At 57.4% G+C, this 21,083-nt stretch carries 22 protein-coding genes and 1 pseudogene; 8 read left to right on the top strand and 15 right to left on the bottom strand.

Going from position 1 to position 21,083, the window contains the following annotated elements:
- Window position 1 precedes the first annotated feature (1 nt).
- From DA792_RS06365 to DA792_RS22425, 4 genes and pseudogenes are all read right to left on the bottom strand, one after another.
- Entirely contained in the window at window positions 2-1,225 is a 1,224-nt protein-coding gene (locus DA792_RS06365) for a phage portal protein (RefSeq protein ID WP_107719109.1), read from the bottom strand.
- A gap of 553 nt (window positions 1,226-1,778) precedes the next feature.
- Window positions 1,779-2,123: a hypothetical protein gene (locus tag DA792_RS06360; RefSeq protein ID WP_107719107.1), complete on the bottom strand. Its 345-nt coding sequence runs from the start codon at window positions 2,121-2,123 to the stop codon at window positions 1,779-1,781.
- A 101-nt stretch (window positions 2,124-2,224) separates the two neighbouring features.
- Window positions 2,225-3,561: pseudogene (locus DA792_RS06355) on the bottom strand (DNA-packaging protein).
- Complete coding sequence (locus DA792_RS22425; RefSeq protein WP_199908210.1) at window positions 3,509-3,850, bottom strand: hypothetical protein; 342 nt, start codon at window positions 3,848-3,850, stop codon at window positions 3,509-3,511. Before DA792_RS22425 ends, DA792_RS06355 begins: the two are co-directional and overlap by 53 nt.
- A gap of 329 nt (window positions 3,851-4,179) precedes the next feature.
- Between DA792_RS22425 and DA792_RS06350 the strand changes: the two genes are divergently transcribed.
- A complete protein-coding gene (locus DA792_RS06350) occupies window positions 4,180-4,953 on the top strand; it encodes a potassium channel family protein (protein WP_107719105.1) in 774 nt (257 codons plus the stop codon).
- A gap of 3 nt (window positions 4,954-4,956) precedes the next feature.
- Here the strand turns inward: DA792_RS06350 and DA792_RS06345 are convergent, their stop codons facing one another.
- The 3 genes from DA792_RS06345 to fabF all read right to left on the bottom strand — a co-directional run bounded on the left by DA792_RS06345 (window position 4,957) and on the right by fabF (window position 8,639).
- Window positions 4,957-6,147 (bottom strand): hypothetical protein, encoded by a 1,191-nt coding sequence (locus DA792_RS06345; RefSeq protein ID WP_107719103.1) that lies wholly within the window; start codon window positions 6,145-6,147, stop codon window positions 4,957-4,959.
- Between the two features lie 63 nt (window positions 6,148-6,210).
- Complete coding sequence (mltG, locus tag DA792_RS06340) at window positions 6,211-7,377, bottom strand: endolytic transglycosylase MltG (protein ID WP_107719100.1); 1,167 nt, start codon at window positions 7,375-7,377, stop codon at window positions 6,211-6,213.
- The gene (gene fabF, locus DA792_RS06335) at window positions 7,377-8,639 is read right to left on the bottom strand and encodes a beta-ketoacyl-ACP synthase II (protein ID WP_107719097.1); all 1,263 of its coding nucleotides are present in this window, start codon (window positions 8,637-8,639) and stop codon (window positions 7,377-7,379) included. The genes mltG and fabF overlap by 1 nt, the downstream gene beginning before the upstream one ends.
- 206 nt (window positions 8,640-8,845) lie before the next feature.
- Between fabF and DA792_RS06330 the strand changes: the two genes are divergently transcribed.
- Window positions 8,846-10,036, top strand: coding sequence for a PilZ domain-containing protein (locus DA792_RS06330; RefSeq protein ID WP_159075186.1), 1,191 nt, complete (start codon window positions 8,846-8,848; stop codon window positions 10,034-10,036).
- Window positions 10,037-10,135: 99 nt separating this feature from the next.
- Here the strand turns inward: DA792_RS06330 and DA792_RS06325 are convergent, their stop codons facing one another.
- The 5 genes from DA792_RS06325 to DA792_RS06305 form a co-directional block, all read right to left on the bottom strand.
- Window positions 10,136-10,369, bottom strand: a complete 234-nt coding sequence (locus tag DA792_RS06325) for an acyl carrier protein (RefSeq protein ID WP_009571390.1) — start codon at window positions 10,367-10,369, stop codon at window positions 10,136-10,138.
- Window positions 10,370-10,596: 227 nt separating this feature from the next.
- On the bottom strand, window positions 10,597-11,334 hold the full coding sequence (gene fabG / locus DA792_RS06320; RefSeq protein ID WP_107719093.1) for a 3-oxoacyl-[acyl-carrier-protein] reductase: 738 nt from the start codon (window positions 11,332-11,334) through the stop codon (window positions 10,597-10,599).
- Window positions 11,335-11,445: 111 nt separating this feature from the next.
- Window positions 11,446-12,375: an ACP S-malonyltransferase gene (gene fabD / locus DA792_RS06315; protein ID WP_107719091.1), complete on the bottom strand. Its 930-nt coding sequence runs from the start codon at window positions 12,373-12,375 to the stop codon at window positions 11,446-11,448.
- A 207-nt stretch (window positions 12,376-12,582) separates the two neighbouring features.
- Window positions 12,583-12,867 carry a hypothetical protein gene (locus DA792_RS06310; RefSeq protein ID WP_107719089.1) on the bottom strand — a complete coding sequence of 95 codons (285 nt, stop codon included), beginning with the start codon at window positions 12,865-12,867 and terminating at the stop codon, window positions 12,583-12,585.
- A gap of 333 nt (window positions 12,868-13,200) precedes the next feature.
- Window positions 13,201-13,752 carry a hypothetical protein gene (locus DA792_RS06305; RefSeq protein WP_159075185.1) on the bottom strand — a complete coding sequence of 184 codons (552 nt, stop codon included), beginning with the start codon at window positions 13,750-13,752 and terminating at the stop codon, window positions 13,201-13,203.
- A 481-nt stretch (window positions 13,753-14,233) separates the two neighbouring features.
- On the opposite strand from DA792_RS06305, the gene rpsF reads away from it, so the two are divergent.
- The 4 genes from rpsF to DA792_RS06285 all read left to right on the top strand — a co-directional run bounded on the left by rpsF (window position 14,234) and on the right by DA792_RS06285 (window position 16,141).
- A complete protein-coding gene (gene rpsF, locus DA792_RS06300; protein WP_009571394.1) occupies window positions 14,234-14,590 on the top strand; it encodes a 30S ribosomal protein S6 in 357 nt (118 codons plus the stop codon).
- A gap of 21 nt (window positions 14,591-14,611) precedes the next feature.
- Complete coding sequence (rpsR, locus tag DA792_RS06295; protein ID WP_005852865.1) at window positions 14,612-14,839, top strand: 30S ribosomal protein S18; 228 nt, start codon at window positions 14,612-14,614, stop codon at window positions 14,837-14,839.
- A gap of 11 nt (window positions 14,840-14,850) precedes the next feature.
- Window positions 14,851-15,453 (top strand): 50S ribosomal protein L9, encoded by a 603-nt coding sequence (rplI, locus tag DA792_RS06290; protein ID WP_107719084.1) that lies wholly within the window; start codon window positions 14,851-14,853, stop codon window positions 15,451-15,453.
- A gap of 205 nt (window positions 15,454-15,658) precedes the next feature.
- Entirely contained in the window at window positions 15,659-16,141 is a 483-nt protein-coding gene (locus DA792_RS06285; RefSeq protein WP_107722586.1) for a lytic transglycosylase domain-containing protein, read from the top strand.
- Here DA792_RS06285 and DA792_RS06280 read toward each other — a convergent pair.
- The 3 genes from DA792_RS06280 to tig form a co-directional block, all read right to left on the bottom strand.
- A complete protein-coding gene (locus DA792_RS06280; RefSeq protein WP_159075184.1) occupies window positions 16,138-16,434 on the bottom strand; it encodes a hypothetical protein in 297 nt (98 codons plus the stop codon). The genes DA792_RS06285 and DA792_RS06280 overlap by 4 nt on opposite strands.
- Window positions 16,435-16,550: 116 nt before the next feature.
- Entirely contained in the window at window positions 16,551-17,240 is a 690-nt protein-coding gene (aqpZ, locus tag DA792_RS06275) for an aquaporin Z (RefSeq protein WP_107719080.1), read from the bottom strand.
- 176 nt (window positions 17,241-17,416) lie between these two features.
- Entirely contained in the window at window positions 17,417-18,745 is a 1,329-nt protein-coding gene (tig, locus tag DA792_RS06270; protein WP_107719078.1) for a trigger factor, read from the bottom strand.
- Between the two features lie 366 nt (window positions 18,746-19,111).
- On the opposite strand from tig, the gene DA792_RS06265 reads away from it, so the two are divergent.
- Together DA792_RS06265 and DA792_RS06260 are read left to right on the top strand one after the other, a co-directional pair.
- Window positions 19,112-19,813 carry a hypothetical protein gene (locus DA792_RS06265; RefSeq protein ID WP_107719076.1) on the top strand — a complete coding sequence of 234 codons (702 nt, stop codon included), beginning with the start codon at window positions 19,112-19,114 and terminating at the stop codon, window positions 19,811-19,813.
- A gap of 44 nt (window positions 19,814-19,857) precedes the next feature.
- Window positions 19,858-20,979, top strand: coding sequence for a surface lipoprotein assembly modifier (locus DA792_RS06260; protein WP_159075183.1), 1,122 nt, complete (start codon window positions 19,858-19,860; stop codon window positions 20,977-20,979).
- The last annotated feature ends 104 nt before the right edge of the window (window positions 20,980-21,083 follow it).

Here is a 21,083-nt window from a genome sequence, read left to right as displayed (position 1 = left end):
CTCAGTTCCCCTCATCTTCTTGGGTCTGATCCTCAGCGCTCTGAGGTGCCAGGTCCGTCGCCAGTGGCGGCAACCCCAACATCGCGCGCTTCTCTTCCGGGGTGAGGAAATCGGCACTCGCCACCCGGTTCCATTGCGCGTCGCGTTCACTCGACAGCGCGGAGACCTGATCAAGGTCGGGTTTCAGCTCAATCGCCGCCCCCGTGCGTTCAGACAACCAATGCCCAATCGCCGCCGTCACCTTGCTCACCATCGGCAGCACCGTCAGGCGGTAAAACGCCCGGTTCGCCTCTTGATAATTCGAATAGGTCATGTCGCCAGGGATGCCCAAAAGCATCGGCGGCACCCCAAAGGCCAGCGCGATCTCGCGCCCCGCCGCCTCTTTGGTCTTTTGAAATTCCATGTCGGAGGGGCTGAACCCCATGGGCTTCCAATCAAGTCCGCCTTCCAACAACATCGGCCGACCCGCATTGCGCGCGCCTTGGTGATGGCTCTCCATCTCGCTGAGCAACCGATCATATTGATCCGCCCCCATCGACGCCTGACCATCCACGCCCTTGTATACAATCGCGCCCGAGGGCCGCGCCGCATTATCCAAAAGGCTCTTCGACCAACGCGAGGCCGAATTATGCACATCAATCGCTGTCGCCGCGGCTTGGATCGGAGACAATCCGTAATGATCATCCGCCGGATGAAAGGTTTTGATGTGGCAGATCGACGAATGCCCATCTATGACGTCAAAGCGATGCTTGCGCCCGCCCACCGCATATTCATAGGCAACCGGCCAACCATCCGCACCGGGCACAAGGTTCATTCGGTCCGAGCGCAACACATGCAACTCCTGCGGGGCGGCATCCCAGTCGCCAACCGCCTCAAGATAGGCATTGCCCGACAACAAAAGCTGCGCATAGAGCGCCTCAAACAATTCCGCCCGGCCCTGCGCCGGATTGGGGCGCGAAATCACCGACAATAGCGGGTGCGCGTCATAGCGTGCTTCTGCGTCTTGCAACACCAAAGGCAAAGCCGCCGCCGCTTCCGCAATCAATTTCACCGAGCGAAACCCAACCGGATTGCCGATAAACCCCACCCGCGTCAACGTCACCGTATCGCGCGGGCTCCAGGCCACGCGGCCCACGCCGGAAACCGACGCCACAACCGGCCCGGTCGCCGAGGCCTTCGTCTCGGGCATCTCGCTTGCGCCCCGCTTCAGAAAGTCAAACACCATATCCGTGTCTCTCCTCATCTCTTGTCCGGCGATGCCGCTTTGGCATCCATGCCGCCACTGTGCGCGGCCCTCAAAGAACCCCGCCAAGCCTTGGCTGTTACTCTCGAATGTTTCGGCCTCGTGGCGTTGGCGCGTCCGGGCATCTGCCCCGATCCGCCTGAGGCTCACGAGGCCCGGAAAGGGAGCATGATGGGGTCTTTCAACCTCACCAAACCTGTCGTGGCGCCCGCGCCTCCCCGAGACCTCTCGCGGGCTCTCCCGCCCCTTGGGCTCCTTGATGTTTCCATCCCTGCGCCTTCGGTAAAAACGTTCTAAACGACAGGGTAAAAGAAGTTCTAAGCAGACCGTGCGCTGCTCCGCGCGACACGCAACACCCGCTTAAATCTCTGACTTTGCCTTGATTTCTTTGAAAAAATTATTACGCCTCTTGAAATCAAGCCCCAAAAGGCATGCCCTTGACCCAAAAACCGGCCGCGAAACAGCCTGTACCAAAGAAATATATTGGATGAATTTCAAATATCTCTGGCCTGCCAACTGGGCCATCTCTGCGGCGTCACACGACCTGCCTCTGGTCGATATAAACCACGCTTTGGCTGACTTGCCTCAAACCAAAATCTCTGAGATCCAAAACACTGCGCTCAATCGGCCCCCGTTCAGTCTTCGTCTGTTTGGGATGGTTCACTGCGACACTTTTATGAGCGGTGACACGGAAAAACGCCTCATCGTACAGCTCAAGCCCCTCAGTGCCTATTTTGCTCATGCCTTTAGCGCCCTCCTCCTCCTCTTTTGGATGGTCTGGGGCACGACACTCTATAATGGCACGCCCAAAAATAATGGCACGCCCAAAAGCGATCCGCGCGGCTTCATCGAACTGACTGCGGGTTTGATCTCGATACATCTTTTTTTCATTGGGTTTTTCGCCCTCTCTGGCTATATCGCCCTGCAATGGGCAAAGCGGGCTTTGCGCCGCTACCGCTCACAAACCCCGCTCCACCACAATCACCCAAGCGTCCGTATCCGTGGCCGCAAATGCCCCGCTGCTGGCACAATCATCAGTTCATGCACGGCCCAAACCAGCGCATCCAAACGGTCCGGGCTGCCCGGCGCTTGAAACCCTTGTGCCGTCATCTTGATCATCTGATCTTCGAGCGCATCCAACCCGCCCCAGACATGCCGCACCCGGCCCTGATCGTAGAGCGCGGCCACAGGTTCCGCTCTTGCCGCCTTGCCCCGCGTCGCGCGCACCGATTTATATGACACCATCGGATCAATCTGCCGCAGCACGGTTTCAACCAAATCGCCACCTTGGTTCACCTCGGCCACGATCTTATCACCGTCCCAGCGCGCCAAGGCATCAATCGCCGCCTTGGCCCACACCGTCGGTGAGGACGCCGACACCGTTGCATCCTCCAACACATAGGCCCGCCAATTCTGCGGCGCGCCCTGCGTCACCGCGCCGACCACAACGATCCCGCATTCATCCGATCCCGCATGACCTGTCACCGGCGGGTCCACCGCCACGACGATCCGATCAAACTCCGGCAACGCGTCCGCCCGCATCTCTTCAAGTCGGGCCAAAGACCATAGCGCGCCCTCTTCTTCATCAATCAACACGCCGTCCAATTCCTGCCGGCCAAGGCGTGTTCCCGCATAACGCGTTTTCACCTCTTCCAAGAAAGACGCCGCCAAATTCGCCGCATTCGCCTCCGTCGTCGCATGGGTCGAGACCGTCGAGGACCGCTGCAACAGCGCCTTCAAAATCGCAATGTTGCGCGGCGTCGTCGTCACCACCGCACGCGGGTCATCGCCCAACCGCAGGCCGAATTGCAGCATGTCCCACGCCTCTTGCGGCTTTTTCCATTTCGCCAATTCGTCAATCCAGGCCGCATCAAACTGCGGGCCCCGCAACGCCTCCGGGTCATTGCCAGAAAACACCGTTGCCTCCGCCCCATTGGGCCACACCAACGTCCGCCGGGTTGCCACCCATTTCGGACGCCGATCCGGCGGGCTACAGGCCAAAATGCCGCTGTCGCCAAACACCATCACCTCGCGCGCCTGATCATAGGTCTCCCCCACCAAGGCCACGCGTTTGGCGCGCCCCGGATCACACGCCCGCGATCCTTCGACCATGGCGCGCACCCATTCGGACCCGGCCCGCGTTTTGCCTGCGCCGCGCCCGCCCAAAATCACCCAGGTGCGCCAATCCCCCTCGGGGGCAATTGGTGATCCAAAGCCCAAGCCTCAAACAAAAAAGGGAGCGCCAAAAGCGCCCCCTCATCGAGATCATTGAGAAATTGGTCCTGAACCTCTCGCGGCTCTGAGGCGACCCAGGCCATCAAGGATCTGAGATCGGGCTGCCCCAAGGTCAAGCTCTCCGCCCCCAAGCTCTCCGGTTTTGCGTTTGTGGTCATCGAGACGCTTCCTTTCCTCAAACGAAATATTCAGCGCTTTGTTCAGATCCGCCATATGTTTGGCGATCTCACTCGCCGATTTCGGATCTCCGGCACGCACGCCGTCAATGGCATCGTGAATGGCCCGGATCGCCCGGACCACACTCTCATTTGCGATCTCCACAAGACTGTCGAGATTGCGGTCATCCCCCACAGATGAAGTCTCTATTTTCATAGGATCTGCCTCTCATGCATTGAATCTCCGCACGAGAGAGGCGAGCGCTTTGGCGGTGGTGACATACCGACCGCTCAAAGAAAAAGCGGCCCATCGCGCGCACCCCCTCAGGCACCCACTTTGGCCGCTTCACCCACGTCTTCTAGCATGCCACAAGGCTGCCATCAAACCGCCCTCACGTCAAGTTATTTAATACTTTCAATAGGTTAATCAAAAGAACGCCGACCTTTCCACGCCCTTAACCTTTTGCACCCCCGCGCCTTTCCCCTTGAAAACAAACGCGTAATCGAACATCACCACGCGGACAGACGCGCAGATGAAAGTTTCCCATGGCATCCGGCTTTTCCACCACACTCACCGAACTCTATGAAGGCGAGACCCCGCGTGCGCACAGTTTCCGCTACGTGCTGTTGGGATTTGACCTCGTCACGATCTGCTTTGTCATCGTCACCTCCTTCTTCGCCCGCGCCCTTTGGATCGAAGTCGTGGACCTGATTTTCGGCCTGTTGATCCTGATGGATTTCTCGGCGCGGGTCTTTGTGTCATCGCGGCGGCTGCATTATCTCACCCGCCCCTCCACGCTGGCTGATGTGGCGGCGATGATCTCTTTTCTCGCGCCCTTCGCGGGCGAAGGCTTGGGCTTTCTACGCATCCTGCGCACCCTGCGCCTCTTGCACACCTATCAATTGATGAACCGCCTGCGCCAAGACTTTAAACTCTTTCGCAAACACGAAGAGGTCGTTGTCGCCGCCATCAACCTTTTGGTCTTTATCTTTGTCACCACCGGCCTGATTTATGCGCTCGAACATGGGCATAACGCGCAAATCCGCAACTATGCCGATGCGCTCTATTTCACCATCACCACGCTCACAACCACCGGCTTTGGTGACATCACCCTTCAGGGCACCACGGGGCGGCTTCTCTCCATCGGTGTGATGTTCTTTGGCGTCACCCTGTTCTTGCGTCTCGCACAGGTGCTGTTTCGCCCCTCAAAGGTCCGCTATGAATGCACCACCTGCGGCTTGATGCTGCATGATGCCGATGCGATCCATTGCAAACATTGCGGCGCCTATGTCCATATCGACACCGAAGGGCTCAACTGAGTTCTATTCCACTGGCGCGCCAAATATCGTCACCATCGCCGCCAACACGGCCACAAAGGCGAAGCCTCCCCAAACCATTGCGGATTTCCCGTCCCGTTTCGACAAAATGACCGCCATCACCGCTTGGATCGTATAGTAAACCGCAAAGGCCTTGGACGCCCAAGAGATGATCTGAAATACGTTCAATCCCCAGGTCAGCACCAGCCCCAGAGCCACCAAAATCGCATAGCCCATCTTCACCCGGACCCGGCCCTTGGTCAGCTCCACAACCAATCCACCTGCCCCGGATGTATCCGCCACGGCCGCCGAAAACTGCGCTGCAAGGGCGGCTGCGACCAACATCATTGGCAAGATCGGGGCCACCAGCGCCATCATGTCAATGATCGCCGTTTCTGAGGTCTCAATCTGATCGGGGTGAAACACATAGGCAATCAAAATGACGTACACCATGTAAATCCCAGTCGAAATCCATTGCGCCAACCGCATGGAGCGCACCCGCGTTTGCGCGCTGTACTCTTTGCCCAAATAGCGTGACGTCTCAAACCCCTGCACCGTCACCAACAGCCCAAACAAAAGGCCCGCCGCCCCCCACCCCCTGACCTGTGTCGGTGAAAACACCAATGTCCCCTCGCCCACACGACCAACGAAGTACCAACCCAGCCCAAACAACAGCCCGGCGATAATGGCCAATTTTACGCCCACAGAAATCTGTTCTGAGCGCTCCAACGCGTGAAAGCCTTTGGTCCAGCCCAAAAACAGGATCAGTGCGAACACGGCGGTGGTCACGATCCGCCCCGCTGTCGGCGTGTCCCATGGCGTCAGGCTGACCGCGAAAGACCCCAAAAGGTTGAGGTAATAGGCGACTGAAATCACATAGGCAAAGGCCAGCGCCCAAGACGCCATGCGTTCCAACCTGTCCGACAGCGGGCTGTGATCTTGCCGGTCCAGCGCCATGATATTGTACCGCACCGCCGCACCAATCGCATAGGCCAACAGACACAACAGCGCCATCGCCAGCGGCGTCCACGCGCCATAAGACTGCGCCAAGATCGGCCCAAGCACCAAGAACCCACTGCCGATGATCGAGGCCAAAGGCGTCACCGTCGCTCGCCAAAGTTTGGCCTGCGACACCTTGGGCCAAATCAAAATGCCTGCGATGATCACCGTAACACTCAGAATGCCAATGTTTTCCATTCTCGTTCCTTAAGACGAAAAAGGGCGCGATGAACGCGCCCTTCTTAAAACGATATCACTGACTTACTGGCTCGCGCGTTGCGCCTCGATTTCGCGCCATTTCACAACATTGGCGTTGTGTTCGGCCAGGGTCTCGGCAAAGGCATGCCCGCCCGTACCATCTGCCACAAAGAACAGATAAGGCGTCGTATCCGGGTTCACAGCCGCCTCCAAAGAGGCAAGCCCGGGATTGGCAATCGGCCCCGGCGGCAAGCCTTCGACCACATAAGTGTTATACGGGCTGTTCGATTGCAGCTCAGATTGCCGCAACCCACGCCCCAAAACACCCACGCCATTGGTCACGCCGTAAATCACCGTCGGGTCGGTTTGCAACCGCATGCCACGTTTCAAACGGTTCTCAAACACCGAGGCCACCTGACGCCGCTCTTCCGCCACGCCGGTCTCTTTCTCGATGATCGACGCCAGTGTCAGCATCTCTTCCGGTGTCGCAAACGGCAAGCCCTCGGTGCGCTGCGCCCAGATCGTATCAATCCGCATCTGCTGCGCCTCTTGCATCCGTGCGATCAGATCATCCACATCGGAATCCGCACGCACCTCATAGCTGTCAGGTGCCAACATGCCTTCTTTCGGCATCTCCTCGGCCTCAACGCTGCCGCTGAGGAAATCCGCCTGTTTCAGGCTCTCCACCACGCGCCACACCGTTGTGCCCTCGGCCACCAAAACGCGATACCGCGTGTCCGCCTCGCCGCGCACCTTGGTATAGGCCTCAGGCGTCTCAACGCCCTCTTCGCCCGGCAAAAACTCAACCGTTTCAACATAGGCCGATGTCGCCGGATCCAACTGACGCACCTGCATCTGTGCCCGGTTCACCCCAATCCGGTACACCACTTCGGTGCCACAGGTGGAGGCCCCGCCCCGGGTGATCAGATCGGTGATCTGCGCCATTGACGCGCCTTCCGGCACCAAAAACGACCCGGCTTTCAACTGCTGCGATTTGTCCGAATATTCCACACCAATGCGAAAAATAGACGGGTGCGAAATGGCGCCTTGTGAGGCCAAATCATCCGACACACGACGCATCGTCGACCCGGAGGGCACACGCAAACACACGGCCTGTTCCAAAGGACCTGCCGCCGTATATTCGCGCTTGCCCCATGCAATTGCTCCCGCAAAAGCAATCAACACCACGATCATAAGTGTCAGCGCATTCGAGGCAATAGACCTCCACATCAATCTGTCACCTTCTTCAGCACAAGCGACGCGTTGGTGCCGCCAAAGCCAAAGGAATTGGACAGCGCGACATTGATCTCACGCTCGCGTTTCGCGTTCGGTGCCAAATCCAACACCGGCTCCACCGCCGGGTTTTCAAGGTTGATTGTCGGCGGGGCCACTTGGTCGCGGATCGCCAAGACGCAAAAAATGGCCTCGACAGCGCCAGCCGCGCCCAAAAGGTGGCCGATGGAGGATTTTGTCGAGGACATGGTGGTTTTCGCCGCCGCATCACCCAAAAGCCGCTCCACAGCCGCCAATTCAATCGTATCCGCCATGGTCGATGTGCCGTGGGCATTAATGTAATCCACGTCTTTCGGCTCAAGACCGGCGCGGTTCAGCGCCGCTTGCATCGCCCGGAACCCGCCATCGCCATCGGAGGCCGGTGCGGTGATGTGATAGGCATCGCCAGACAGGCCATAACCAACGATTTCCGCATAAATCTTCGCGCCGCGCGCTTTGGCGTGCTCGTATTCTTCCAGCACCACAATGCCCGCGCCCTCGCCCATGACAAAACCGTCACGATCATCGTCATAGGGCCGCGAGGCCTTGGCCGGATCGTCAGAGCGTTTGGTCGAAAGCGCTTTACAGGCGTTAAAGCCTGCGATGCCCAGCTCGCAAATCGCCGCTTCCGCGCCACCCGCGACCATCACTTCCGCGTCGCCCCATTGGATGAGACGTGCGGCATCGCCAATCGCATGTGCGCCCGTAGAACAGGCGGTCACGACCGAATGGTTCGGGCCTTTAAACCCGTAGCGGATCGACACTTGGCCCGAGATCAAGTTGATCAACGAGCCCGGAATAAAGAATGGCGAAATCCGGCGCGGACCTTTTTCTTTTAGCAAAACCGCAGCATCCGCGATCGACGACAGGCCGCCAATGCCCGAGCCAATCAACACGCCCGTGCGCAGACGATCTTCCTCGTCTTCCGGCTTCCATCCTGCATCTGTCAGCGCCTGTTCAGCCGCCGCAATACCAAAAAGGATGAAATCATCGACCTTTTTACGCTCTTTGTTCGACATCCAATCTTCGGGGTTGAACGTCCCATTGGTGCCATCTCCGATTTTCACCTCACAGGCGTAATCGGTGGCCAAATGGCTCGCGTCAAACCGTTGAATCGTGCCCCCGGCCGATTCCCCCGCCAATAGGCGCGTCCATGTTTCCTCAACACCGCACGCCAGCGGCGAAACCATCCCAAGTCCTGTGACAACTACTCGGCGCATTTTGGCCCCCTCATTTTGATCAGCCCTTCAATACACGGCCTTTTCCGCTGATGGAAGTCCGAGACCGTGCTCGGGCGCATTTCCGCAACCGGAAAATCGCCATATGCCCTTTGACCGTTGCTGCGCTCCGGTCGTGTAAACCAGATATTGACGCTTTTTCGGCTATCAAAGATCAAAACGCGTGGCCCGTTCCGATGACCTTTGCTTTGAAACGCACTTTTTGGATTTTCCGCGCGGGCTTTGCTCCGATCGCAGTCTTTTGCCTCGCCTCAGTGCTGTTCATCGCCACACCCGCCTTTTCCGCCCCGTCCTGCCGGTTGGAAAGCTGGCTCAGCGCGCTCGATGACAGCGCCAACACCTATATCAAATCCCTCGGTACAGCCGACGAACTCCAAGCTGCTCGTAGCTTTCGCATCGAAATGGAACGGTATGAGCGCGACAAATTGCTCAAACAAATCAATGCGGCAGGCTTGGGGTCCAATGAAAAAGCCCTGTTTGATTTCATCGCCTCACGTCACCACCTGCTCGATTTACAGCGTGACAATTGGGGCGAAATGGCCCGTCGCTACGGCACCGACCCACGTTTTTCGTCGCAATCTCAAAGCCTGTCACATTTCCTCTCCGCAACCGCATGCGACCCCAGTGCTCCGGATTTCCTTGAATCTGACGGCAAACAAAAATCAACCTTCCTGGATCGTGTTCGCGAAGGGGTCAAAGAAATTGTCGATGTCGTGGCCCATGAAGACCCAAAACCCGCAGCCCAGACGGCTTTGACCTTTGATCCGAATAATTTTGATGAGTTCCGCCCAACAGCAGCCACGGCCCCCACAGCTTCGCCAGTAACCCTAAGCCCCTCAGGAAACGCCGCCTTTGCCCTTGGCATTTTCACCTTCATTTCCGCCATCACCTCCTGGGCCTGGATGCGCTATGGCATCGTCCAACGCCGCGCCACACGCTATCCCTGCACCCTACCCGTGGTGATTTTCGACGGCATCGTTCCTGTTCTCGGTGAAATTTTGGATATGAGCCAAATTGGCGCCAAGCTCGAAACCACGCTGGAGCTCTATGATCGACAAAAGATCAAACTCACCATTGGTCCCGTTGTGCGCAAAGCCCGTGTGATGTGGCGCAGCAATCATTTTATCGGTGTAAAATTTGACAAGTTGCTCACAGAGGCGGAAATGAAATATCTTTTGGGGGATTTTGCCCAACAAGTTGGCTTGGATCGCGACACCGCGCCGTTTTTTGATCCGAATGCGGACGCACCCGCCGATGATGCGGCGGCGCTAGAACAGGCGTTCCTGTCTTCCGATCGGGGGGACAGCACGCGCGAAGACACACAGGACCTCACGCCCGCCTCAAATCCTCGGCCCCCAGATCCTGATCTGGCCGCCTGACCCGTCGCCCCTTCAAGGACGCTCAGTCAAAATAAAAGCGGCGCTGCAAAACAGCGCCGCTTTAAAACCTTACGATCCTAAATCAGGATCAAAGCCGACTTAGGAGGCTTCCGTGATGAACTTCACCGCGTCGCCAAAGGTCTGGATGGTCTCGGCTGCATCGTCCGGGATCTCAATGCCAAACTCTTCTTCAAAAGCCATAACCAGCTCAACTGTGTCGAGGCTGTCAGCGCCAAGATCGTCGATGAAGGACGCTGTTTCCGTCACTTTGTCCTCTTCAACGTCGAGATGCTCGACAACGATCTTTTTCACGCGATCTGCGATGTCGCTCATGTTCTTTCCTCATAGTTTGGGGCGAAGTGCCCACATTAGCTTTGGCCCGCGGGCCGCTCTTCTTACATGTCCATTGCGAAACGATAATCAAGTTTTCGCCACGGCATACACCACGGTCGCTGACGCTCCCTAGGCCCAATCTTCGCTGCTCATAGCACAATCCTCCCCCGTGGCAAATGGTTTGTGACCCCACGTCGGGCTCAACATGCCAAAAGGGATTTTTACGCTTAAAGCATCGCCATCCCGCCGTTGACATGCAGGGTGGCCCCGGTGGTGTACCCAGCCTCTTGTGAGGCCAAATACAACACAGCCGCCGCAATCTCTTCTGGTGTGCCCATGCGTGCCGCCGGAATTTGCGCGTTGATCTTGCCTTTTTGATCGTCGGTCAATTTGTCCGTCATCGCCGTGGCAATGAATCCGGGAGCCACGCAGTTCACCGTGATTCCGCGCGATGCGACCTCATAGGCCAGCGACTTCGACATGCCGACCATTCCCGCTTTCGAGGCTGCATAATTGGCCTGACCGGGGTTGCCCGTCGCGCCAACGATCGAAGAAATATTCACAATCCGGCCCCAACGCGCCTTCATCATGCCCCGCATCACGCCTTTGCACAGCTTCATCGTCGAGGTCAGGTTCACGCTCAACACGCTGTCCCATTCGTCATCCGACATCCGCATAAACAGGTTGTCACGGGTGATCCCGGCATTGTTGACCAAAATATCAACCGAGCCCATCACCTCAGCCGCCTGTTTCGGCAACGCCTCAACGGCCTCTTTGTCGGACAGGTTGCAGGGCAGCACATGCGCGCGCTCGCCCAATTCTGCGGCCAGCACCTCCAAAGGCTCAACCCGCGTGCCAGACAGTGCAACCGTTGCGCCAGCCTCATAAAGCGCCTTGGCAATCGCGCCGCCAATGCCACCCGATGCACCGGTGATCAGCGCATTTTTTCCTGTCAGATCAAACATGTGACTCTCTCCCGAAGCGTCCTGCTTCTTTTGTCTTGCAATATTCCGGGCAATATCCCGTGATGAGCCGGGCCTTCAAAAAGGTCCGGCGAGGGGCAGCGCCCCTGCCCTTTATTCTTTCAGTTTCGCGATGTCCTCAGGCGTCCCGATGGCCGTGCAGGCGATGCTCTTGTCAATCCGCCGCACCATGCCCGACAACGCCTTGCCTGCGCCGATTTCCCACATCTCCGTGACGCCCTGCGCTGCCATATAGCCAACGCTCTCGCGCCACCGCACGGACCCTGTGACCTGTTCAACCAAAAGCGACCGGATCGTCGCCGGATCCGTCACAGCCGCAGCACGCACATTGGCCACCAGCGGCACAACAGGAGCGTTAATATCAACATTATCAAGCGCTTCGGCCATCACATCCGCCGCAGGCCCCATCAACGCACAATGGAACGGTGCGGACACTGGTAGCAAAACCGCCCGTTTCGCGCCCTTGCCCTTGGCAATCTCAACCGCGCGTTCCACCGCGTCTTTGTGGCCAGACACCACAACCTGGCCCGGATCGTTGTCATTGGCTGCCTGACAGACCTGCCCCTGCGCCGCCTCTGCGGCGATCTCTTTGACCGCTTCGAAATCCAAGCCCAAAAGCGCCGCCATCGCGCCAACGCCCACGGGCACCGCCTTTTGCATCGCCTCACCGCGGATGCGCAAAAGTCGCGCGGTGTCGCCAATGCTCAAAGATCCAGCCGCCGCCAGCGCGGAATATTCGCCCAGCGAATGCCCCGCCACAAAGGCGGCATCCGTCACCGCATAGCCTTCAGCCTCAAGTGCACGCAGCGCCGCCAAAGAAGTCGCCATCAGTGCCGGTTGGGCGTTCTGCGTCAACGTCAACGCCTCGATCTCACCATCCCAAATCAGCGCCGAGAGCTTTTCACCAAGCGCCTCATCCACCTCATCAAAAATCGCTTTTGCTGCGGGGTAGGCCTCGGCCAAAGCCTTGCCCATCCCAATCGTCTGAGCCCCTTGCCCCGGAAACACGAATGCGCGCGTCATCTTCGCCCCCTCCCCATGCCGCCCTGAAAGCGGACATGTGTTAATTTGGATTTAAGTTGGACATTGGTCTACCCGCCCAACAGGCGCGCGGCAAGCCCGGGCGGGCGCATTTCACCGTCACACCCTGCCGTAACGTCACACAAATCTCGGGGGATGCTTCGACGGGCGCTCAAATGTCAAAAGACGTCCGCATACGCTCGATCGCACTTAGCTCGGATCCGCGATGCGCCGATGACCTTCAAGTGTCAGCACCATACCATCATGGATCGGGCACGGAATGTTTCCCGCCTCAATCGCGTCGATATGATCTTCAAGCGCGCCTGGAAAATCGAAACTCGCCCCTACAACCATTCCGAAAAAGCCAACCACGACAAAAGCAAAGACCGCTGCAAAGAAAATACCCTGCCCCCAAGTCCAATAGGACGTGGCATGTGCGGGATCAGGCAGTCCCGCCGCATCGTTCATTTTCATCCGAGTCATAAACATGGTCATCACCTTCATCTCTGCCCTAGAGTAGCCCCTGACGTAGGGGCAACGTCTAGCAAAAGATCAGGCATTGGTTAACGGCACTAAAACATATTTTGTCACTTAATATGAGTACATTATCGGAATTTCATCCCCATATTAGGGGGGCATTATCGCCGATTATTTACCGATTTTATCGTCGCATATTTTCATAAAATTTTCGAAGACACGGCATCAACGCCGCCGCGCCACATCTCTGCCCCATCAGAAACAGATCAGCGCCCAAAGGTCGCGAAATATGGCAAACGCACCAAAATTCGCCGCAAAGCGATTCTGGTGCGCCAGTGGAGCCCCCCGTGATCAGCGCAGAGTTTGCGGCACCTGAGAGACCGATCCAACAGCTGAGGACGACATATGGGCTCTGCGTGGCGGCGGCGTGCCGCGCCGGGAGGGCCGCGTTACACTCTGCACGCCTCTTTCGGGGGGAACCGCAGGACTAGAAACCTGACGCAGGTCCACATTCAAATCCCGCCAAATCTCACGAAGGCGCGCCTCCTCGCCTTTGAGCAAGGTGATCACCTCACCTTTGCGGCCATAGCGCACATCCAAATGGACCCCATTAAACGGCGCGAGCGAGCGGCGCAAAAACACCGAGCCAATTTCGTCAAACCCGATCACCGTATGCAATCGCACCGCCGATTTGCGGTTGCGCCAGACAACGCGCACTTGACCGCGCTGGGTGTCGATCTGAACCTCACGGTGCAATCCCCTCTTCGCAAGACTGCCAAACGCCAGCGCAATCAGACCAAGACTGAGCGACAACGCCGCTTTGATCCCGATCACGGCCGCTGTGAAATTGGCGTTCGGCAAAAGCCAGAGCCCCGCCATCATCGCAAAGGCCAAAATAGACACTGCGCGCGCCACCTGTTCAAAACGACATAAAATTTGAGTCGGTCCGCCATAGTCATTCAAAAGACAATACCCCCAAGCGGTGTCGTGTCGGACAATCCCCGACCCTAACCGCCCAGATGTCTTTCCACTGCGTCTTGTCTCGCTCAGCCGAGCTGTGGTCACCGCCATCGTCTCAAGCCTTCCTCATCACATTGCCTGATGCTTAAATTATGGTTAATAAAGGCACGAATATGACCAGCGCAGGTCGTTTTTGGACAGGTCCACCCATGCCCACTACAGACCGGACTGGCCACAGGACAGAAACACCCATCGCCCTCGCGCATCCCTTTGGGATTTGGACCTTGAACCAAAACCTAAGATGCGTATAAGGGCACATCCTTTTCACACGACATGTGAACCGCGCAGCCTCTCGTGGACGGGCCGTGAAAAGGCCAAAATGCCCGCCCTATGAAATGCGCTTGATTTATGAACTGGAGTCTCCATGCCGCTTTACGAGCATGTCTTCATTGCGCGTCAGGATCTGTCCAACGCGCAGGCCGAAGGTCTCATCGAACATTTTGGCACCGTCCTCGCCGACAACGGCGGTAAACTCGTCGAGCACGAGTACTGGGGCGTCAAAACGATGGCTTACAAGATCAACAAAAACCGCAAAGGCCACTACGCCTTCCTGCGCACCGACGCCCCGTCGGAAGCCGTGCAGGAAATGGAACGCCTGATGCGTCTGCATGATGATGTGATGCGTATTCTCACCATCAAAGTCGACGAGCACAAAGAAGGCCCGTCCGTCCAAATGCAGAAACGTGACGAGCGCGAAGAGCGCCGCCCGCGTCGCCCTTGATCTTAGGAAAGGACCTAACCTATGGCCGCTAAACCATTTTTCCGCCGTCGCAAAGTCTGCCCGTTCTCCGGCGACAACGCGCCTGCGATTGACTACAAAGACACCCGCCTTCTTCAGCGCTATATCTCTGAGCGTGGCAAGATCGTGCCAAGCCGTATCACCGCAGTCTCTGCGAAGAAACAGCGTGAGCTGGCTCGTGCCATCAAACGCGCCCGTTTCCTCGCCCTGCTGCCCTACGCCGTGAAGTAAGGAGAAAGCACATGCAAGTTATCCTTCTCGAACGCGTGGCCAAACTCGGTCAAATGGGCGATGTCGTCTCCGTCAAAGACGGTTACGCGCGCAACTTCCTTTTGCCGCAAGAGAAAGCCCTCCGCGCCTCCGACGCCAACATCAAGGCGTTTGAAGCTCAGAAAGTGCAACTCGAAGCCCGCAACCTGGAAACCAAAAAAGAGGCCGAAGCTGCTGCCGCCAAACTCGACGGTCAGGTCTTTGTTGTGATTCGTTCCGCGTCCGATTCCGGTTCGCTCTACGGGTCTGTTACTCCGCGTGACGCCGCAGATGCCGCCGCAGAAGCCGGTTTCACCGTGGATCGCAAACAGATCGCTCTCAAAGCTCCGATCAAGGACCTTGGCCTGCACGAGTTGCACGTCCTCCTGCACCCGGAAGTTGACGCCACCATCGTTCTCAACGTGGCGCGCTCTGTCGAAGAAGCAACGCTTCAGGCCGAAGGCAAATCCATTCAGGAACTCGCCGCAGAAGCCGAAGCTCAAGCTGAATTCGAAATCTCCGAACTCTTCGACGAGATGGGTTCGGCTGCGAATGACGACGATTACGATTCTGCTCCGGCAACCGACGAAGCCTAATCTTCTCACATCACTGATCAGAAAGCCCCGCCTGTTTGGCGGGGCTTTTTTTATGGCGCTCAGCAAAGCCAAATCCCGCCTCTATAGGAGCCCCACAGCCTCAGGCCTCAGCGTATCCTTGCCGATGCCCCCTCCCCGCGACGCTTCGGCTCTTGGCGAAACACAGCGCCCGTGGTTTTGTCCCCAAGACCTTTCGGAGATTTACATGCCTCACCCGACCCGCCGTGCCTTTATGCTGTCCACTCTCGCCGTATCAACCCTCGCGCTCACCGCCTGCGGCCAGCGAGAGCCGGAGGTCAGCCGCGCCTATAACCCGCCGCTGTATCCCAATGAAACGCCGGAATTGCGCCAGCTCATCAACAAATGGGCTGACGTCTACCAAATTCCGCGCGAATTGATCCATCGTCAGGCCATCCGAGAGTCCACCCACCGCCCAGAAGCGCGCAACGGGCCCTATTACGGCCTGCTGCAAATCCTGCCGCAAACCGCGCGCACCATGGGGCATGACGGTCCGCCAAGCGAGCTTTTGGATCCGAATGTGAACCTGAAATACGCCGGAAAATACCTGCGTGGGGCCTATATCGTGTCCGGCGGTAACATTGATGCCGCGATGAAATGGTATGCCAAAGGCTATTATTACGAGGCCAAGAAAAAGGGCCTGCTTTATGAAACGGGTCTCAGAAGCTAGTCGGCAAGGCAGCGAAAGGGCAGGAACGACCCGGTTGCGCCCTCAGCCATAGCCATAAGCGACAGCATATCTGCAAGCTCCCGCTCTTCCGGCGTCTGTGGGCATGCCGCCCCTCGGATGGCACAGCCCGCCTCAAGAAAGGCGCGATTGGCCGCGACAAACTCCGGCGTTAAACCGTCGACCGTCTCACCATCTGTCGCCATGTCCCATGCCCGTTCAAACCGGGCACATTTCTCAGACGTCCATTCCGGCGAAATCGCCTGTGCCGCCCCTGGCATCATCAGCTCAGCCAAAAGCCAAAAGCCAAAAACGCATCATCTGATCTCCTGCACCCTATGTTCTGTCAGGCCTTATCCAAAAAAAAGACCGCCGGTCAAATGGGCGGCCTTCTCGTGAGCGGGTCTCAGCCTCAATCCTCAGTGGACATGATCTTCCAGATCACAGCCCCGATCACAGCCCCCACAAGAGGCGCGGCCCAGAACAGCCAAAGCTGCCCCAAAGCATCGGTCTGGGCAAAAAGTGCAACCGCAGTTGAGCGTGCCGGGTTCACCGATGTGTTGGTCACCGGGATCGAGATCAGGTGGATCAACGTCAGACCCAGCCCAATGGCAATCGGCGCAAACCCTGCCGGAGCACGCGATGACGTGGCCCCCAGAATGATGATCAAGAACACCGCCGTCAGCAGGGTTTCAATGACCAAAGCCGACGTCATGCCATAGCCGTTTGGCGACAAAGCGCCATAGCCGTTGGAAGCAAAACCGCCCACGCCCTCAAACCCGGACTGGCCGGAGGCAATGACATAGAGGGCTGCGGCGGCAAGAATGCCCCCCAGCACCTGCGCGCCCCAATAGGCTGGCAACTCGCGTGCCGGGTGACGCCCAGCCACCACAAGACCCAGCGTGACAGCCGGGTTAAAATGGCCGCCGGAAATCGACCCGACCGCATAGGCCATGGTCAAAACCGTCAAACCAAAGGCCAGCGCCACGCCCAGCCAGCCAATCCCAACACCCGGCACCCCGGCGGCATAGATCGCGCTGCCGCACCCGCCAAAAACCAACCAGAACGTACCAACGCCTTCGGCCATAAGTTTCTTCAACATCATCTTTCTCCAAATGTGATGCTCACGCATATGTGAAGATCCCGGAGCTATGCATGGGGAAATTTTCCGATGTTGCAGCCATTCCCTTAGGACACCCAAAGGCAGCGCATAAAAAAGCCGCCCCATTTCTGGAGCGGCTTGATCTGTCCCTCGTTCGTTCAAACGAGTGGCGTGTCTTACTCTTCGTCGAGAGCTTCTACAGCCTTTTCGAGCTCTTCTTTCGAGATCTCTTTTTCGGTCACGTCAGCTTGCTCAGCGATCCAATCCACCACTTTGTCTTCGAACAAAGGAGCCTGAATTTGCTGGCGCATTTGCGGGTTTTGCTGAACGAATTCAAAGAACTGTCGCTCTTGGCCCGGATATTGACGGGCCTGCGTCATCACCGCTTGGGTGAATTCTGCGTCAGAGACCTGAAGCTCTTGTTTCTGACCGATGTCCGCCAACAAAAGACCCAAACGCACGCGGCGCACGGCCAGCGTGTTGTGCTCGTCGGTCACCTCGATTTCCGGGTGATCGTGGCCATGCACGTCCGGGTTTTCTTCGTGCCACAGCTGGTGAGCGATCTGTTTGGCTTCGGCTTCCACCAAGGACGGCGGCAAGTCAAACGACACGATGCCGTCGAGCTGGTCCAAAAGACCGCGTTTCATCACAGCGCGCGCAGCACCGGCATATTCGGATTCAAGACGCTCAGCGATTTGACCTTTGAGGGTCGCGAGGTCTTCCACACCGAATTTTTTCGCCAGCTCATCATCAATCTCAGCATCCGCAGGTGCTTTGACCTCTTTGATTTTGCATTCAAACACAGCGGCTTTGCCCGCCAGGTTCTCGGCGCCATATTCCTCGGGGAAATTGACTTCGACGTTCTTTTCTTCACCGGCTTTGACGCCGACAAGCTGTTCTTCAAAGCCCGGAATGAAAGACCCGGAGCCCAGCGTGAGCGGGTAATCTTCGGCTGCACCGCCTTCAAAAGGCTCGCCGTCGACTTTCCCCAAGAAGTCGATCACAACCTGATCGCCATCTTCGGCTGCGCCGTCTTTTTCAACAAAGTTTTGAGCGGTTTTAGCAAGATTTGCCAAAGCATCGTCAACTTCGGCGTCAGAGGCTTTCACCACCAATTTCTCAAGTTTCACACCGGACAGGTCGGTCTCAGCGATCTCGGGCAGAGCTTCGTAGGACATGGTGACAACAACGTCGTCGCCCTCTTTCCACTCTTCGCCCGCATCCATTTTGACATCCGGCTGAAGCGCCGGACGGTCGCCGGAGGCCTCAAAATGCTCGTTCATTGCACCATCAACGGCGTCTTGCATGGCTTCGCCCAGCACACGCGGGCCGAACTGCTTTTTCAAAAGCGCCATCGGGACTTTGCCCTTACGAAAGCCCTTCATTTCGATCTCAGGCTGAGATTCTTTAAGCTTTGCGTTGACTTTGGCGTCAAGCTCAGCGGCAGTGATCGTGATCTGATAGCCGCGCTTCAGACCTTCATTCAGGGTCTCGGTGACCTGCATCTTGGGCGTCCTTCTTACGTCTCTCTCAGGCCGCAACAAGGCGACCACTAAATCAGACGCCCTTCTAGGGGGTGAACGTCCATCGTGCAAGACGATTCCACCCATCCGGCATAACCATCCCTTCCCCGCCCAAGGCTCAAAGCCGGTTCGTCTCTTGTCATGTGGAACAAAGGCCACAGTGAGGATCAAGATGATCTTTGGCATCCCCTCAGACATAAGTTTTCATCGACCCCCGACCTGTCATCGGTTAACCATCTGACATTGGATGCTTTCGCCCTCTGGGATTCCTGATGTCCCGGACCACGATGTCGGCCCATAAAGGTCGACCAAAACCACGATAAAACCCGTAATCCTCTGGGGGACTTTATGAATATTTCGACGTTTACCGGCTTGTCTTTGATTGTCTTTAGCCTTGCGGCCTGCGGCACCGCCGGTGGGGACGCAGACTCCAACAGTTCCGGGACGTCGCAAAGTGATTATGAAACCTACAACGCCGCCCATGACGCCATCGAGGACAACAATTTGGTCGCCACCGCCAGTGCTTTGGACACTGCCGCCGCAAATGCGCGCAGTGACACGGTCGAAATGAGCGGCATTTATGGCATCCAATCCGATGACCTGCTTGGCACCGACGCGATCCTTGGTGAAATGTCGATGACCGCGAATTTCGGCAATGACACGGTGTCTGGCGCCATGACCAACAACTTCATTGCCTTTGATGATGCAAGCGGCGCGCATGTCGAAGGCTCCGTTGAACCGCTTTCTGGCTCAATGGCCTATTCGGGAACCATTTCCGGAAACACGGCCGTCAGCCATTTTGATGGAATTTTGACCCGCACTGATGGCACCCAATATGACCTTTACGTCGATATGGAAGGGACGTTTTACACGGTCACAGACGGTGTCCTCTCGGAGTTGGGAGCCATTGGGAACTTTGAAGGCAACATCACCGTGATCGGGGACGCCACAGGCACAATCTATGACCTCACCGATGGGTACGACTTTCTTGCCCCAAACGGAAACGAAACCGGCTTTGTCGTTTGTGAAAGCCTGTGCAGCGGCGAATAAGCGCGATGCGCCGAACGCCACACCACGCGAGGCTCGCACGCAGATTGACACGGATTGCCGGTTGCCTCTTGGCACTCGGGCTGCCGCTTGTCGCTCTCCCCGCGCACGCGCTTGAGCCGCAAGAGGTGATCGCAAACCTCGTCCGCGCACAGGCCGATGCACGGGCTGGTAAAAAGGAGCGCGCCTACGACCGCCTGCGTTGGTTGTTGTTCACCGACACGGATCACCCCTCCCATAGCCTGACCTATCAAAAAGCCTTGGCCAAACTGCGGGACGGCAAGCCCCTCACCTTTGGCACCTCGGCCGCCCTTGCCCCCTCAACCAACCTCAAACGCGCCAGCTCGCAGAGTTATTTTTACACCGACGGTGGCACCTATTACCTTGGTGACAGCGACAAAGATCACAGCGGCCTTGGCCTCAACCTCACCCTCTCCACCAGCGCCGCCCGCGCCTATCAGCCGGGGCGGGAAATCTCGATCGGTGTGGATCTTGGGGGCAACCTCTACAGTGACCGTGATCTGTCTTCGGCCTTTCTACGCCTGAGGTTGGGTCATGAATGGTACGGCACCGGCGCCACCTATGCGCTCAGCCTGTTCCACGACATGGCGCAATACTCTGAACATGATGGAGACCCGTCGCTCGATTGGACCGCCGTTGGTCTTTCAATGTCTGCGGCGCGAAAACTTGCCTCCGGCGACACCCTGCGTGGGTCGTTCACCGCAAGTGTCCGCAACTCAGATGAGGCCTATTACGCCTATCGCGATGGCCTCACCACCGCGCTGTCCATCGGCTACACCCACCCCTTGTCCCGCAGATCCCAGATCGCGGTTCAAACCACTCTGGAACAGGCCGATCTCACCCGTGAAAGCCTGTCCTACCGCTCCATCAAACTGGGGGCCCGATATGGCCGCACCACTGCATCCGGCCTGTCTTGGGAATTGGGGGCGGCCGCCACGTTGCGGTCCTATGATGACACGTTCACCGCGCTGTCCTATGCCCGCGAGGATCAAGTCAATGAGGTAAGTTTAGGCCTGTCTCATGCCAAACTCAAACTCCGCGACACCTCCCCGATGCTCTCTTGCACCCTACGCGATCACGGCTCAAACGTGGCGCTTTATGATTACAACGCGGTCGATTGCTCTCTCTCGTTTCGGCGCGATTTCTAAGCGCGGGATAAATCCCAGATGACGCTGCATTGCAGCGCAGATACGTCCCGGTATTTTTGATTAAACTAAATTATTCTCCCATATTTTTTGCATATATCCCGTAT

Source organism: Celeribacter baekdonensis, assembly GCF_003047105.1.
Taxonomy (GTDB): Bacteria; Pseudomonadota; Alphaproteobacteria; order Rhodobacterales; family Rhodobacteraceae; genus Celeribacter; species Celeribacter baekdonensis_B.
This window is presented reverse-complemented; position numbering and strand designations above follow the sequence as displayed.

What these genes read in the sequence shown, in the direction of transcription:
- rpsR (WP_005852865.1), top strand. Translation starts at nt 14,612, where the DNA reads ATGGCCGCTAAACCATTTTTCCGCCGTCGCAAAGTCTGCCCGTTCTCC.
- mltG (WP_107719100.1), bottom strand. Translation starts at nt 7,377, where the DNA reads ATGTGGAGGTCTATTGCCTCGAATGCGCTGACACTTATGATCGTGGTG.
- DA792_RS06365 (WP_107719109.1), bottom strand. Translation starts at nt 1,225, where the DNA reads ATGGTGTTTGACTTTCTGAAGCGGGGCGCAAGCGAGATGCCCGAGACG.
- DA792_RS06265 (WP_107719076.1), top strand. Translation starts at nt 19,112, where the DNA reads ATGAATATTTCGACGTTTACCGGCTTGTCTTTGATTGTCTTTAGCCTT.
- DA792_RS06310 (WP_107719089.1), bottom strand. Translation starts at nt 12,867, where the DNA reads ATGACCATGTTTATGACTCGGATGAAAATGAACGATGCGGCGGGACTG.
- fabF (WP_107719097.1), bottom strand. Translation starts at nt 8,639, where the DNA reads ATGCGCCGAGTAGTTGTCACAGGACTTGGGATGGTTTCGCCGCTGGCG.
- rpsF (WP_009571394.1), top strand. Translation starts at nt 14,234, where the DNA reads ATGCCGCTTTACGAGCATGTCTTCATTGCGCGTCAGGATCTGTCCAAC.
- rplI (WP_107719084.1), top strand. Translation starts at nt 14,851, where the DNA reads ATGCAAGTTATCCTTCTCGAACGCGTGGCCAAACTCGGTCAAATGGGC.
- DA792_RS06285 (WP_107722586.1), top strand. Translation starts at nt 15,659, where the DNA reads ATGCCTCACCCGACCCGCCGTGCCTTTATGCTGTCCACTCTCGCCGTA.
- tig (WP_107719078.1), bottom strand. Translation starts at nt 18,745, where the DNA reads ATGCAGGTCACCGAGACCCTGAATGAAGGTCTGAAGCGCGGCTATCAG.
- DA792_RS06350 (WP_107719105.1), top strand. Translation starts at nt 4,180, where the DNA reads ATGGCATCCGGCTTTTCCACCACACTCACCGAACTCTATGAAGGCGAG.
- fabD (WP_107719091.1), bottom strand. Translation starts at nt 12,375, where the DNA reads ATGACGCGCGCATTCGTGTTTCCGGGGCAAGGGGCTCAGACGATTGGG.
- DA792_RS06345 (WP_107719103.1), bottom strand. Translation starts at nt 6,147, where the DNA reads ATGGAAAACATTGGCATTCTGAGTGTTACGGTGATCATCGCAGGCATT.
- fabG (WP_107719093.1), bottom strand. Translation starts at nt 11,334, where the DNA reads ATGTTTGATCTGACAGGAAAAAATGCGCTGATCACCGGTGCATCGGGT.
- DA792_RS06360 (WP_107719107.1), bottom strand. Translation starts at nt 2,123, where the DNA reads ATGTATCGAGATCAAACCCGCAGTCAGTTCGATGAAGCCGCGCGGATC.
- DA792_RS06325 (WP_009571390.1), bottom strand. Translation starts at nt 10,369, where the DNA reads ATGAGCGACATCGCAGATCGCGTGAAAAAGATCGTTGTCGAGCATCTC.
- DA792_RS22425 (WP_199908210.1), bottom strand. Translation starts at nt 3,850, where the DNA reads ATGAAAATAGAGACTTCATCTGTGGGGGATGACCGCAATCTCGACAGT.
- aqpZ (WP_107719080.1), bottom strand. Translation starts at nt 17,240, where the DNA reads ATGTTGAAGAAACTTATGGCCGAAGGCGTTGGTACGTTCTGGTTGGTT.